Genomic DNA, 14,617 nt, shown 5'->3' on the forward strand with positions numbered 1-14,617 from the left:
GAGGTGATCTTTTAGATCGCGAACAAGGGTGGTACCGTGGAAAGTATTAAATGCCTTTTCACCCCTTCGACCAAGAAATTGGTCTAGTGGGTGGAGTGGCATTTTATTTTTTTTTAGAGAAATTTATTTACTATAAGGAAGGGATGTAAGAAAAAATGGGCGTAAATGCAAAAGTGGAAGATCAAACTAAAGCTTCTACAAAAATGAATGGTTCCCGAATGCTAATCGAAGCATTGAAAAGGGAAAACGTAGAAGTCATTTTTGGATATCCTGGCGGTGCTGTACTAAATATTTATGATAGTTTATATGACTCAGGAATTTTTCATGTATTAACTAGACATGAACAAGGTGGTATACATGCAGCTGAAGGGTATGCGAGAATTTCAGGAAAACCAGGTGTCGTCATTGCAACTTCTGGACCGGGTGCAACAAATATTGTGACGGGATTAGCAGACGCGATGATTGATTCAATTCCACTTGTTGTATTTACTGGTCAGGTTGCTTCATCAGTAATTGGTTCAGATGCTTTCCAGGAAGCGGATGTTCTTGGAATCACAATGCCAATAACAAAACATAGTTACCAGGTAAGGGATGTTAAAGACCTACCAAAAATAATTAAAGAAGCATTTTATATTGCTACTTCTGGAAGACCAGGACCTGTATTAATTGATATTCCAAAAGACATGACAGCAAATGAAGCGGAATTTGATTATGATCAAGAAATTCAGTTACCAGGTTATCAGCCGACAATTCACCCAAATCATCTGCAAATTCGTAAGCTAGTTGAAGCAGTTAGTCAAGCGAAGAAACCGGTCATTCTTGCTGGTGCTGGGGTTATACATGCAAAAGCAGCAGACGAATTAAGAGAATATGTTGAACAACAAAATATCCCTTTAGCACATACACTTTTAGGTTTAGGTGGATTCCCTGCTAATCATCCTTTATTTCTAGGTATGGCAGGAATGCATGGAACATACTCAGCGAATATGGCTTTACATGAATGTGATCTATTAATCAGTATTGGAGCCAGATTCGATGACCGGGTAACTGGAAACCTAGAACACTTTGCTCCAAATGCGATAGTCGCACATATTGATATTGATCCTGCTGAGATCGGGAAAAACGTACCTACTAAGATTCCTGTGGTAGGGGATGCAAAAGAGGTTCTTAAAGCTCTAGTTCACCAAGATGGTAAACCTGGAGATTCCGGAGAATGGAGAGAAAAACTAGCTGGATGGAAAGAAGAATATCCACTTGTTTATAAACCATCAGAAGATGAACTCAAGCCACAAAAATTGATAGAACTTATTTATAAATATACTAATGGGGAAGCAATTGTTACAACTGACGTTGGCCAGCATCAAATGTGGGCTGCACAATACTATCAGTTTACAAAACCAAATCGTTGGGTAACATCAGGCGGACTTGGAACAATGGGCTTTGGCTTACCATCAAGTATTGGTGCACAGTTAGCTGAAAAGTCTTCAACTGTGGTTGCCGTATTAGGTGATGGTGGATTCCAAATGACTTCGCAAGAACTTTCAGTCATTCATGAATTAAATCTACCAATCAAAATCATCATTCTTAACAACAAAGCTTTAGGAATGGTTAGACAATGGCAACAACTCTTCTATAAAGAGAGATACTCACATTCCTTGATTCCTAATCAACCAGATTTTATGAAACTAGCTGATGCTTATGGAATTAAAGGTTTAAGAGCTACAAATGAACAAGAAGCAGAGCAAGTGTTAAAAGAAGCACTTGAATACGAGGGACCCGTTCTTATGGACTTTAATGTGACGCCTTTCGAAAATGTATACCCAATGGTAGCTTCAGGAAAGGGTCATCATGAAATGGTAGGTGTTAAGCTGTGAAAAGAATCATCACATTACTAGTAAATAACCGCGCTGGTGTACTTAACCGAATCACTGGCCTGTTAACAAAACGTCACTACAATATTGAAAGTATCACAGTGGGACATTCCGAAACAGAGGGACTCTCACGAATGACATTTGTGATTCATCTCGATGAAGAAACGGTTGTTGAACAAATTACAAAACAGCTAAACAAACAAATTGATGTTATAAAGGTCGTGGATATTACGAATCAAGCCATTGTGGCTAGGGAGCTTGCTCTCATTAAAGTAGCATCCAGTCCATCAAATAGAAATGAGATTTATAGCTTAATAGATCCTTTCCGAGCATCCATTATTGATGTAAGTAAGGAAAGTCTGGTTATCCAAGTTACAGGAGAATCAGAAAAAGTTGAAGCTTTAATTGACCTCTTAAAGCCATACGGCATTAAAGAAGTTGCCCGTACAGGCACAACTGCTTTCACAAGAGGTAACCAAAAAACAGCTTCAAATCCAAAGAATATTTCTATTGTTTAAATACGTTTCATCAACTTAAGGTTTTAATCACATTAAAATATATAACTTAATTCTAATAAGGGAGAGATTTTAAAATGACAAAGGTATATTATAACGGAGATGTTAATGATTCAGTACTACAAAATAAGAAGGTTGCTATCATTGGTTACGGTTCACAAGGACACGCACATGCACTGAACTTACGTGAAAGTGGCGTTGATGTAATTGTTGGTTTGCGTCAAGGAAAATCTTTTGAGCAAGCAAAAAATGATGGACTACAAGTTTATTCTGTTAAAGAAGCTGCAGAGCAAGCGGACGTAATTATGGTATTACTTCCAGATGAAAACCAACCTAAGGTATATAAAGAAGAAATCGAACCAGGATTAGAGCCAGGAAATGCATTAGTATTTGCTCATGGTTTTAACATTCACTTTAGCCAAATCGTACCACCAAACTTCGTAGATGTTTTCTTAGTAGCGCCAAAAGGCCCAGGACATTTAGTACGTCGTACATTTACTGAAGGTGCAGGAGTACCAGCATTATTTGCAATTGAGCAAGACGTAACAGGAAATGCAAAAGAAATTGCACTTGCTTATGCAAAAGGAATTGGAGCAGCTAGAGCGGGCGTTCTAGAAACTTCATTTAAAGAAGAAACTGAAACAGACCTATTCGGTGAGCAAGCAGTATTATGTGGTGGAACTTCTGCATTAGTTAAAGCAGGATTCGAAACATTAGTCGAAGCTGGATATCAACCAGAAGTTGCATACTTCGAATGTTTACATGAGTTAAAACTGATCGTTGATTTAATGTACGAAGAAGGTTTAGCTGGAATGAGATATTCAATTTCTGACACAGCTCAGTGGGGAGATTTCGTAACTGGACCACGTATCGTAACTGACAGTGTAAAAGCAGAAATGAAAGAAGTATTAAAAGATATCCAAACAGGTAAGTTTGCTAAAGGCTGGATCCTTGAAAACCAAGCAAATCGTCCAGAATTCAATGCTATTAACAAAATTGAAGCTGAACACCAAATTGAAGTAGTAGGTAAGAAACTTCGTGCAATGATGCCTTTCGTAAAACAAAGACAAGTGAAAGAAGTGGTGGGTGCCAGTGCGGAAAATTAATATTTTTGACACTACATTAAGAGATGGAGAACAGTCTGCTGGAGTAAACTTAAACCTTCACGAAAAACTTGAAATTGCTAAGCAACTGGAACGACTCAATGTGGATGTCATGGAGGCCGGATTCCCAGCTGCCTCTGAAGGTGATTTTCAGTCAGTTAAACAAATTGCTGAAACCATCAAAAATGTTTCTGTTACGGGTTTATCAAGAGCTGTAAAAAGTGATATCGATAGTGCTTGGGAAGCTTTGAAGGGTGGAGCGGAGCCTCGTCTCCACACCTTTATAGCTACATCCCCAATTCATAGAAAATATAAGCTTAAACAAACACCAGATCAAGTGATTCAATCAGCTGTAGAGAGTGTAAAATATGCATCAAAATTCTTCCCAATCATCCAATGGTCTGCAGAGGATGCAAGCCGAACTGAATTAGATTTCTTAGCTAAAATCGTAAAAGAAGTCATTGATGCAGGAGCGAATGTAATTAATCTACCAGATACAGTTGGGTATGGAGCACCAGAAGAATACGGAAAAATGTTTACCTATTTACTAGAGAACGTACCGAATATTGATAAAGTTATCCTTTCTACGCATTGTCATGACGACCTTGGAATGGCTGTTTCAAATTCATTATCAGCTATTGAACATGGTGCTTTACAAGTAGAAGGAACCATCAATGGAATTGGTGAAAGGGCCGGTAACGCTTCATTAGAAGAGGTTGCAGTTGCACTCCATATTCGTCAGGACTTCTACAAAGCACACACTCGATTAAAGTTGGATGAAATCAAGCGTACAAGTGATTTAGTAAGTAAATTAACAGGTATGATTATTCCTCCAAACAAAGCAGTAATTGGGAGAAATGCTTTTGCGCACGAATCAGGTATTCACCAAGATGGAGTGTTAAAGGAAAAAACGACTTATGAAATTATCACTCCAGAATTAGTAGGTGTGAAATCAAATTCAATGGTACTAGGAAAGCATTCAGGTAGACACGCATTCCGCAACCGTATTTTAGAATTGGGTTACACATTAGATGATCAAGAAGTGAATCGTGTATTTAAGCTATTTAAAGATTTAGCAGATAAAAAGAAAGAAATTACTGATGATGATTTAATCACATTATTAGTAGATGAGAAGGTAGCGAATGTAGAGGATATGTATCAATTAACTTCTTTGCAAGTTCAATACGGTACAAACCAAATTCCTACAGCAACAATTACCTTAACAGATCGTGAAGGTAACCAAATCCAAGAGGCTGCAACAGGATCAGGAAGTGTTGAAGCACTTTACAATACACTCGAACGTTGCTTCGGTATTTCAATCACATTAGATGATTACCGAATCCAATCTGTAGGCGCAGGGCGTGACGCACTTGCAGAGGTATTTGTAAAAGTAAAACATGAAAATGTTGAAAGCAGTGGGAGAGGTTCTGCACAAGACGTGTTAGAAGCTTCTGCAAGAGCATATGTGAATGCAGTAAACAGACTTTTAGCAGTTGAAAAGAATAAGAAGCTACTTGAAAAAGTTGGAGTTTAAACCTTTAAATTTACTATTTTCAGTGTAGATAAGATATAAGAGGAGGAGTCAATATGAAGAAGAGTATTGCCGTACTTCGTGGAGATGGCGTTGGCAAAGAAGTGACTAAAGGGGCAATCGAAGTGTTGAAGGCTGTCGCTGGACAATACAATCATGAGTTTACATTTCAACACGCTTTAATAGGTGGCTCAGCAATAGACGCTGAAGGCACTCCTCTTCCGGCGGAAACACTGGAAGTATGTAAACAAAGTGATGCTGTATTGCTAGGGGCTGTAGGGGGCCCGAAGTGGGATTCAAACCCTCCACATTTACGTCCTGAAAAAGGATTATTACAAATTCGAAAAGCCTTAAACTTGTATGCAAATGTAAGACCGGTAACATGTTTTAATAGCTTGCTAGACGCTTCTCCACTAAAACAAGAAGTGATTGAAAATGCTGATTTTGTAATCGTCAGAGAGCTTACGGGTGGTCTTTACTTTGGAAAGCCAAGTGGAAGAAAGATTGAAGATGGCGAAGAAGCAGCTGTTGATACTCTTTCCTACAAACGCTCTGAAATGAAGAGAATCATTGAAAAAGCATTTGAAATGGCTATGACAAGAAAGAAGAAAGTGACATCTGTAGACAAAGCTAATGTCTTGGAATCTAGCAGAATGTGGCGTGAGGTTGCTGAAGAAGTAGCTGCTTCTTATCCAGAGGTTACATTAGAGCATATGCTAGTGGATAACGCAGCAATGCAGCTAATCCGAAACCCTAGACAATTTGATGTAGTCGTTACTGAAAATATGTTTGGAGATATTTTAAGTGATGAAGCATCCATGTTAACAGGATCACTTGGCATGCTTCCTTCTGCGAGTTTATCGACGGATGGACCGAGTCTTTTTGAACCAATCCATGGTTCTGCACCAGATATCGCTGGTAAAGATATCGCAAACCCAATTGCAACCATATTATCTGCTGCTATGCTTTTACGCTTATCTTTTGGATTAGAAGAAGAGGCAAAAGCGATAGAAAAAGCCGTGGATGATGTATTAGCTGCTGGTTACCGCACTGCAGATGTCGTTCAACCACAAGGAAAAGCAATTTCAACAACAGAAATGGTGGAAAAGATTAAAGAGGCCTTAGTTGAGGACGGGGCGATTTCAAATATTATGTCTTGCTATGCATAGATAAAATTTATCAATTGCAAAGCTAGACCCACTGATAGCTCGGTATATACCGAGCTTATCTTTTCAAAAAAAGTGAAAAAGGAGGATGAAGATACTAATGGCACCAAAAACGATTATTGAAAAAATATGGGATCAGCACGTTATCAATCATGAAGAGGGGAAACCAAACCTACTATACATTGACCTACATCTTGTCCATGAAGTAACTTCTCCGCAAGCCTTTGAAGGTTTACGTATAAAAAATAGAAAAGTCAGAAGACCTGATTTAACATTTGCGACAATGGATCACAACGTACCTACTACAAGTGATCGTTTCCAAACAAAGGATGAAATTGCCGCTAAACAAATGAGTGCATTGGAGAAAAACTGTAAGGAATTTAATGTACCTTTAGCAGATTTATACAGCCCTGAACAAGGAATTGTTCACGTTATTGGACCTGAGCTTGGATTAACACAACCAGGAAAAACAATAGTATGTGGGGATAGCCATACATCTACACATGGAGCATTTGGAGCTTTAGCGTTTGGAATTGGGACAAGTGAGGTAGAACATGTACTTGCAACTCAAACATTATGGCAACAAAAACCTAAAACCATGAAGGTAAATGTAGTTGGAACATTATCATCTGGTGTATATGCGAAGGACGTTATTTTATCCATTATCCGTAAGTTTGGAATTGATTTTGGAACAGGACATGTAATTGAATATACAGGTGAAGCAATTCGAAACATGTCAATGGAAGAAAGAATGACCATTTGTAATATGTCAATTGAAGGTGGAGCGAAAGCTGGCTTAATTAGCCCAGATGAAACAACATTCTCCTATCTAAAAGGACGAAAGCATAGCCCTTCAGGTGCTGAATTTGATGCAGCTGTTGAAAGATGGAGAGCTCTTGCAACTGATGAGGGAGCTTCTTTCGATAAAGTTCTAGAAATTCATGCAGATGAAATCTTACCTACTGTTACATGGGGTACTAACCCATCCATGAGTATAACTATTGAGGATACAGTTCCATATCCAGAGGATTTTGACAAAGAAGTTGATAAGAAGTCTGCTCAGCGTGCTTATGAATATATGGAGCTTGCACCTGGAACTCCGATTAATGAAGTTGAAATTCAACATGTATTTATCGGATCATGTACAAATTCACGAATTGGTGACTTACGTGAAGCGGCTGAAATTATCCGTGGTCAAAAGGTATCTCCTAATGTACGGGCTTTAGTCGTTCCAGGCTCTCAACAAGTGAAGCAACAAGCGGAAAAAGAGGGTCTTGCTGATGTATTCCGTGACGCTGGCTTTGAATGGCGTGACGCTGGATGCAGCATGTGCTTAAGTATGAACCCAGACGTAGTTCCTGCTGGTGAAAGATGTGCTTCAACATCAAACCGTAACTTCGAAGGACGACAAGGTAAAGGGGCTCGTACACACTTAGTGAGTCCAGCAATGGCAGCTGCCGCCGCTATTTATGGGAAATTCGTAGATGTTCGTAAAATTCAAAAGGTAACAGCTGGGGAGGAGGCATAATTATGGAACCATTTATCACACATCAAGGTAAAGTTGCAGGAATGGATCGAAACAATGTGGATACAGACCAAATCATTCCAAAGCAATTTTTAAAAAGTATTGAAAGAACCGGGTTTGGAAAATATGCCTTTTTCGATTGGCGCTTTGAAGCTGACGGAAGCCTAAATCCAGATTTTGAATTAAATCGAAAAGAAAATGAAGGTGCGACTATTCTTGTTGTAAATGAAAACTTTGGTTGCGGCTCTTCTCGTGAGCATGCTCCATGGGCATTACAAGACTATGGATTTAAGGCAATCCTAGCTCCTTCGTTTGCAGATATTTTCTATAATAACTGCTTGAAGAATGGTATTCTACCTATCGTATTAGAAAAAAGCGTGATCGAGTACCTTTTAAAAGAAGCGAGTTCCGCTGATTATCAATGCACAATTTCGTTAGAAGAACAAACAATAGTCGATTCAAAAGGCTTCAAAACAGAATTTACTATTGATGCATATTGGAAGGAAATGTTGGTCAATGGTTGGGATGAGATTGACAAGACTCTTTCCTATGAACAACAAATTAAAGAGTACGAAGTTAATACTGCGAACTAAAAACTTGTAGACAAAGTCAATTAGACTTTGTCTCTTTTTTTTGTCACCTACCATGGTAGCACTATTGTTTTCTCTTTTTTTCATTGGTACACTTATAACTCAAGTAGAAAAACGAGTTTGGGGTTGGAAAAACTCTATGGAAAATAAGTTTAAAGGTAAGAAGCAGGATAAAGTTGTTCCCTTTCCTCATCTAAAGGAAAGATTAATGGACAAAGGTCTCGAGGCATTAACCAATAAAAAATTTAAAGAAGCTCTAACATTATTAACACAAGCACAAGAACTTGAAGAAGGCAATCATGAAATAGAGCTTGGGATTGTCATCTGTCTTTTTGAACTAGGAGAATTAGAGCAAGCAAAACAAAATTGTTTAGTTATGATGAAGGAAGATGTTGGAGACTATTTTCATGTCCTTCAAATCTATTTAACAATTCTCATCCAACTCGGACAATATAATGAAGTGAAAACAACAATAGAGGCTGTGCTTGATGAAGATTCAGTTCCTCCCGAGTATTTAGACAATCTGACCCAGCTATTAGAACTGAGTAAAAGAATGCTTTATTCAGATGAGGTGGAAAGAGAAGCTGAGAACACGAATCAGGATGTTATGGAACATCTACAAAATGTCTTATATAATGAGGAAAATATCGGAAATCAAATAGCGGCCATTCAATCCATGAAGGATCTTAATATACGAAAATACCTTGATATACTGGCTCCATTTTTAGCTAATCCTAAAAAACATCCAGTTGTAAAAACGATGATATTGCAGTTGCTTGCAATGAATCAGGTTGATCGTGAGATAGAGGTTGAGAAGCTTGGGGAGACAATTAAAGTTATCCCTTCAAAGTTAATAGACCCATCAATGTCTTCTTTTACAATTCGGGTTTTATCGAACTTAGAGGAACAATTGCAAAACGACAACCCGACTCTATATGAAACAGCAAAAGAGATTTGGCTTCAGCATCTTTTTGTACTTTATCCTTTTACATTGGATGATGAGAACCCATTGACGTATGCTGCCGCTCTCCATTTATATAGTGCTGAACTTCACGGAATGGAGATTGAGAATCGAACACTAGAGCAAATCTATGGTATAAGTTTATTTGAACTAAAACATGCTCTAGATAAGCTAGAAAAGGTAGAGCGTTTTTCGTATATAGAATAAAAAAATGGTAATAGAAGATATTATAATTTCGATTAGTTGGTTAAACTTTCTAACAATATAAAAATATTCTATATGTTGAAAGGTGCCTATTCTATGTTATAATGTAATGGTTGTAAAATGCTAGTTTACCGACATATGGTAATAGTTATGAAATTTACATATCGGAAAAAATAGTTAGTAAATAGATAGTTGGAGGGAAAGAATTATGTCCGCAAAGTTTGAAAAATTAGAAGGAAACCAAGGTGTCTTAACTGTAGAGGTTGACGCAGAAACATTTAATACAGGACTTGACGAAGCTTTTAAAAAGGTAGTAAAGCAAGTTAACGTACCTGGATTCCGTAAAGGTAAAATGCCTCGTGGAATGTTCGAAAAGCGTTTTGGTGTTGAATCACTATACCAAGATGCATTAGATATTATTCTTCCAGATGCATATGAAAATGCAATTAAAGAAACTGGTATTGAGCCAGTTGATCGTCCAGAAGTTGACGTTGAACAAATCGAAAAAGGTAAAAACCTTATTTTTACTGCAAAAGTAACTATTAAGCCTGAAGTTAAACTTGGTGACTACAAAGGTCTAGAAGTTGAAAAACTTGAAGAAACTGTTACTGACGAAGAAGTTGATGCAGAAATCAAACAATTACAAGAGCGCAATGCAGAACTTGTTGTTAAAGAAGAAGGTACTGTAGAAAATGGCGACACTGTTGTAATTGATTTCGAAGGTTTCGTTGATGGAGAGGCATTCGAAGGCGGAAAAGCTGAGAACTATTCATTAGAAATTGGTTCAGGCTCATTCATTCCTGGGTTCGAAGAACAATTAGTTGGTCTTGCTACAGGTGAAGAAAAAGACGTTGAAGTTAATTTCCCTGAAGAATACCATGCTGAAAACTTAGCAGGTAAGCCAGCAACTTTTAAAGTAAAACTTCACGAAATCAAAGCAAAAGAACTTCCTGAGCTTGATGATGAGTTTGCAAAAGATGTAGACGATGAAGTTGAAACATTAGATGAATTAATAACTAAAACTAGAACTCGTTTAGAAGAGACTAAGAAGCGTGACGCTGAAAACAGCCTTAAAGATACATTAATCGAAAAAGCATCAGAGAATGCTGAAATCGATATTCCAGAGGCTATGGTTAATACTGAATTAGACCGCATGCTACGTGAATTTGAACAACGTTTACAAATGCAAGGCATGAACCTTGACCTATACTTCCAATTCTCTGGTCAAGACGAAAATGCTTTACGTGAACAAATGAAAGAAGATGCTGGCAAGCGCGTTCGTGTTAACTTAACTTTAGAAGCGATCGCAAAAGCTGAAAACATTGAAGTGACTGAAGAGGAAATCAATGCAGAACTAGAAAATATGGCAACAATGTACGGTGTTTCCGCTGATGAGATCAAGTCAATGCTTGGTGGCTTAGATGGAATTACAGAGGATTTAAAAATTAGAAAAGCAATCGATTTTCTTGTGGAAAATAGCAAAAGTGTTGCATAATAATAAATAAGGGAATATCAAGGCGCGATATGATCGTGCCTTGTTTTATACCCAAAATTAAAAAGTTGTACATACAATAAGCATTTGGTTGTAGTTTTATTCTAACGAATATGGGAACACTAAAAAGGAGGGGCGAAGTCAGCACATATTTCACTAGTTGTTTTTAAGACCACACATACTTACATAATGAGCGCGAGAGTTATTATTACCATTCTGAGGAAGAAATATGGTACAATGTGCATTACATAATTAGATAATGGAACTGACGGTAATGAGACCAAAGTTCAAACAAAATTGCCTATGTCAATAGATACGGGGCTTATTGTAGATAGAAAGAAACAAATAAGGGGTGACATGATGTTTAAATTTAATGATGAAAAAGGGCAACTTAAGTGTTCTTTTTGCGGAAAAACGCAAGATCAAGTTCGAAAGTTAGTTGCAGGACCTGGCGTTTATATATGCGATGAATGTATTGAATTATGTACTGAAATCGTAGAAGAGGAATTAGGTACAGAGGAAGAAGTTGAATTTAAAGATGTACCTAAACCAAAAGAAATAAGAGAAATCCTAGATGAATATGTGATTGGTCAGGATGCAGCGAAAAAATCATTAGCTGTCGCTGTATATAACCACTATAAGCGTATTAATTCAAACAGCAAAATTGATGATGTTGAATTATCAAAAAGTAATATCTGTATGATAGGGCCAACAGGTAGTGGTAAAACATTATTAGCGCAAACTTTGGCTCGTATTTTAAATGTACCATTTGCGATTGCGGATGCAACTTCATTAACAGAAGCTGGATATGTTGGGGAAGACGTAGAAAACATTCTATTAAAACTTATTCAAGCGGCTGATTATGATGTGGAGAAAGCTGAAAAAGGTATTATTTATATCGATGAAATTGATAAAGTAGCACGTAAATCTGAAAATCCGTCAATTACACGTGATGTTTCGGGTGAAGGTGTACAGCAAGCACTATTAAAAATTCTTGAAGGCACAGTGGCAAGTGTACCTCCACAAGGTGGAAGAAAGCACCCTCATCAAGAATTTATCCAAATCGACACTTCAAATATCCTATTTATTTGTGGTGGAGCTTTTGATGGAATTGAACAAATTATCAAGCGCCGTCTTGGTAAAAAAGTAATTGGATTTGGTTCTAACGTCGTTGAAGAAGAATTAGACCAAAAATCCCTACTTTCTAGATCTTTACCAGAAGACTTACTAAAGTTTGGCTTAATCCCTGAATTTATTGGACGTCTCCCAGTTATTGCGAGCCTTGAACCATTAGATGAGGACGCGTTGGTAGAAATTCTAACGAAACCAAAAAATGCTCTAGTTAAGCAATATCAAAAAATGCTTGAGCTAGATGAAGTCGAGTTAGATTTCGAAGAAGATGCTCTCAAGGAAATTGCGAAAAAGGCAATTGAACGTAAAACAGGAGCACGTGGTTTACGCTCCATTATCGAAGGTATTATGCTTGATGTGATGTTTGATCTTCCTTCAAGAGATGATATTAAGAAATGTATCATTACAGCGGAAACCGTATCAAAAAATACATCTCCAAAGCTTTTATTGGATGATGGAACTGTTGTTGAAAACACAGAAATCTCCGCATAAGAAAAAATCCCGAGGTTATATATACCTCGGGATTTTTGTGCATTTTTGCAAAAAATTATCGTCGACGGAATTCAGCCAAGGATAAAATTCTACGAAAAACTCTCGTATTTATTCAAATAGAATAGGCAAAAATCCGTCAAATTTGGTTTATTCCACCTATACTCAGGAGATAATAGCAGATAGTAGTCTATCTTTGCGAGCAGGAGGAATAATATGAGTTGGACAGGTATTGTTTTATTCGTACAGCTATTTTTTGGAGTGATCATTGGGCTTTACTTTTGGAATCTCCTTAAAAACCAGCGAACTCAAAAGGTATCTATAGATAAAGAGTCTAGAAAAGAAATGGAACAACTCCGTAAAATGAGATCCATTTCCTTAACAGAACCTCTAGCTGAGCGAGTAAGACCAACTAGTTTTTCAGATATTGTTGGACAAGAGGATGGGATCAAATCATTAAAAGCAGCGCTTTGTGGACCAAATCCTCAGCACGTCATTATTTATGGACCACCTGGAGTAGGTAAAACTGCGGCAGCACGTCTTGTGATGGAGGAAGCAAAACGCAATGCAAAGTCTCCTTTTAAGCAATCAGCTGTTTTTGTAGAATTAGATGCGACAACCGCACGATTTGATGAACGTGGAATAGCAGATCCTTTAATTGGCTCTGTTCATGATCCGATTTATCAAGGAGCAGGTGCGATGGGTCAAGCGGGTATTCCTCAGCCAAAACCAGGGGCTGTGACACATGCACATGGAGGCGTCTTATTCATCGATGAAATAGGAGAGCTTCATCCTATCCAGATGAATAAAATGTTAAAGGTTTTAGAGGATCGAAAAGTGTTTCTTGAAAGTGCTTATTATAGTGAAGAAAACACACAAATTCCTACACATATTCATGATATTTTTAAGAATGGATTGCCAGCTGATTTTCGAATGATTGGTGCTACAACACGTACACCTAATGAAATACCTCCAGCGATTCGTTCGCGTTGCTTAGAGGTATTTTTCCGTGATTTAGATCAGGATGAATTAGCGATTGTAACAAGAAAAGCACTGGAGAAAGTAAAAATGCAGGCGACTGAAAAAGGGATTGCTACACTTGCCTCTTATGCTAGAAATGGACGTGAAGTGGTGAATATGGTTCAAATCGCCGCTGGAATTGCAATTTCAGAGGACCGCGATTTTATTAAGGATGAAGATATAGAGTGGGTCCTTCATTCAAGTCAGTTAACACCTCGTTATGATAAGAAGATATATCCGAGTGCAAGAGTGGGGCTTGTTAACGGCTTAGCTGTATATGGACCAAATACCGGAGCATTGTTAGAAATCGAGGTCACCGTTATCCCTGCTAAAGATAAAGGCACGATTAATATAACTGGTATTGTTGAAGAAGAAAGTATTGGGGACCGTGGAAAGTCAGTTCGAAGAAAAAGTATGGCGAAGGGCTCTATTGAAAACGTCATTACTGTACTACGTTCAATGGGCGTTCCGGCACATGATTACGATATCCATGTTAATTTCCCTGGGGGGATTCCAATTGATGGACCTTCTGCAGGGATTGCGATGGCCACTGGTATCTTTTCAGCGATTCATAAGTTCCCGGTCGATCATAAAGTTGCCATGACAGGCGAAATCAGCATTCATGGGAATGTAAAACCAATCGGTGGAGTCGTACCAAAAATTAAAGCAGCCAAACAAGCTGGAGCTAAAAGGGTCATCATTCCTCAGGAAAATATGCAATCAATCTTGAAGGAAATTGAGGGGATTGAAATTATTCCAGTGACCAATTTGGAAGAAGTCTTTGAGATTGCGATTGAAACTCCTGAACGGCAAAAGCAATCCAAGCAATCAATCATTCCGGCTTCTACAAACTTTTCAAAAACAGAATCTGTCTAAACGTAAAACAGTTTAAAATAGAAAGACTTCGACATACTATAAAAAGAACGTCGAAGTCTTTTTATGTTTTTCATCTTTAATCTAAAATGAAAAATCCTCCAAAATAGACACTAGCTATCAAATAAGATAAAATTTACATTTAA

11 protein-coding genes and 1 other annotated feature (1 of these 12 only partly in view) are annotated in these 14,617 nt (G+C 37.8%); all 11 genes read left to right on the plus strand.

The genetic code is table 11. The annotated features are described in order from the left end of the window. Positions 1 to 69: a binding site (T-box leader), on the plus strand; it begins 190 nt to the left of the window's first position. A gap of 86 nt (positions 70 to 155) precedes the next feature. The 11 genes from ilvB to lonB all read left to right on the plus strand — a co-directional run bounded on the left by ilvB (position 156) and on the right by lonB (position 14,474). Then, positions 156 to 1,874, plus strand: a complete 1,719-nt coding sequence (gene ilvB, locus CKJ95_RS03825) for an acetolactate synthase large subunit (RefSeq protein WP_099352074.1) — start codon at positions 156 to 158, stop codon at positions 1,872 to 1,874. Continuing rightward, positions 1,871 to 2,389, plus strand: a complete 519-nt coding sequence (gene ilvN, locus CKJ95_RS03830; protein ID WP_099352075.1) for an acetolactate synthase small subunit — start codon at positions 1,871 to 1,873, stop codon at positions 2,387 to 2,389. Before ilvB ends, ilvN begins: the two co-directional genes overlap by 4 nt. A gap of 74 nt (positions 2,390 to 2,463) precedes the next feature. Continuing rightward, entirely contained in the window at positions 2,464 to 3,492 is a 1,029-nt protein-coding gene (gene ilvC / locus CKJ95_RS03835) for a ketol-acid reductoisomerase (protein WP_099352076.1), read from the plus strand. Next, complete coding sequence (locus CKJ95_RS03840) at positions 3,479 to 5,023, plus strand: 2-isopropylmalate synthase (RefSeq protein ID WP_099352077.1); 1,545 nt, start codon at positions 3,479 to 3,481, stop codon at positions 5,021 to 5,023. Before ilvC ends, CKJ95_RS03840 begins: the two co-directional genes overlap by 14 nt. Before the next feature lie 53 nt (positions 5,024 to 5,076). Beyond that, positions 5,077 to 6,189 carry a 3-isopropylmalate dehydrogenase gene (gene leuB / locus CKJ95_RS03845; protein ID WP_099352078.1) on the plus strand — a complete coding sequence of 371 codons (1,113 nt, stop codon included), beginning with the start codon at positions 5,077 to 5,079 and terminating at the stop codon, positions 6,187 to 6,189. Between the two features lie 97 nt (positions 6,190 to 6,286). Beyond that, the gene (gene leuC / locus CKJ95_RS03850) at positions 6,287 to 7,714 is read left to right on the plus strand and encodes a 3-isopropylmalate dehydratase large subunit (RefSeq protein WP_099352079.1); all 1,428 of its coding nucleotides are present in this window, start codon (positions 6,287 to 6,289) and stop codon (positions 7,712 to 7,714) included. A 2-nt stretch (positions 7,715 to 7,716) separates the two neighbouring features. Continuing rightward, positions 7,717 to 8,304: a 3-isopropylmalate dehydratase small subunit gene (gene leuD / locus CKJ95_RS03855; protein ID WP_099352080.1), complete on the plus strand. Its 588-nt coding sequence runs from the start codon at positions 7,717 to 7,719 to the stop codon at positions 8,302 to 8,304. Between the two features lie 136 nt (positions 8,305 to 8,440). Further along, complete coding sequence (locus CKJ95_RS03860) at positions 8,441 to 9,469, plus strand: tetratricopeptide repeat protein (protein ID WP_180271396.1); 1,029 nt, start codon at positions 8,441 to 8,443, stop codon at positions 9,467 to 9,469. A gap of 205 nt (positions 9,470 to 9,674) precedes the next feature. Beyond that, the gene (gene tig, locus CKJ95_RS03865) at positions 9,675 to 10,961 is read left to right on the plus strand and encodes a trigger factor (RefSeq protein WP_099352082.1); all 1,287 of its coding nucleotides are present in this window, start codon (positions 9,675 to 9,677) and stop codon (positions 10,959 to 10,961) included. A 357-nt stretch (positions 10,962 to 11,318) separates the two neighbouring features. Beyond that, the gene (gene clpX / locus CKJ95_RS03870; protein WP_099352083.1) at positions 11,319 to 12,581 is read left to right on the plus strand and encodes an ATP-dependent protease ATP-binding subunit ClpX; all 1,263 of its coding nucleotides are present in this window, start codon (positions 11,319 to 11,321) and stop codon (positions 12,579 to 12,581) included. 213 nt (positions 12,582 to 12,794) lie between these two features. Beyond that, positions 12,795 to 14,474, plus strand: a complete 1,680-nt coding sequence (lonB, locus tag CKJ95_RS03875; RefSeq protein ID WP_099352084.1) for an ATP-dependent protease LonB — start codon at positions 12,795 to 12,797, stop codon at positions 14,472 to 14,474. The last annotated feature ends 143 nt before the right edge of the window (positions 14,475 to 14,617 follow it).

It is taken from the genome of Fredinandcohnia onubensis (assembly GCF_002734285.1).
Classification (GTDB): domain Bacteria; phylum Bacillota; class Bacilli; order Bacillales; family Bacillaceae_L; genus Ferdinandcohnia; species Ferdinandcohnia onubensis_A.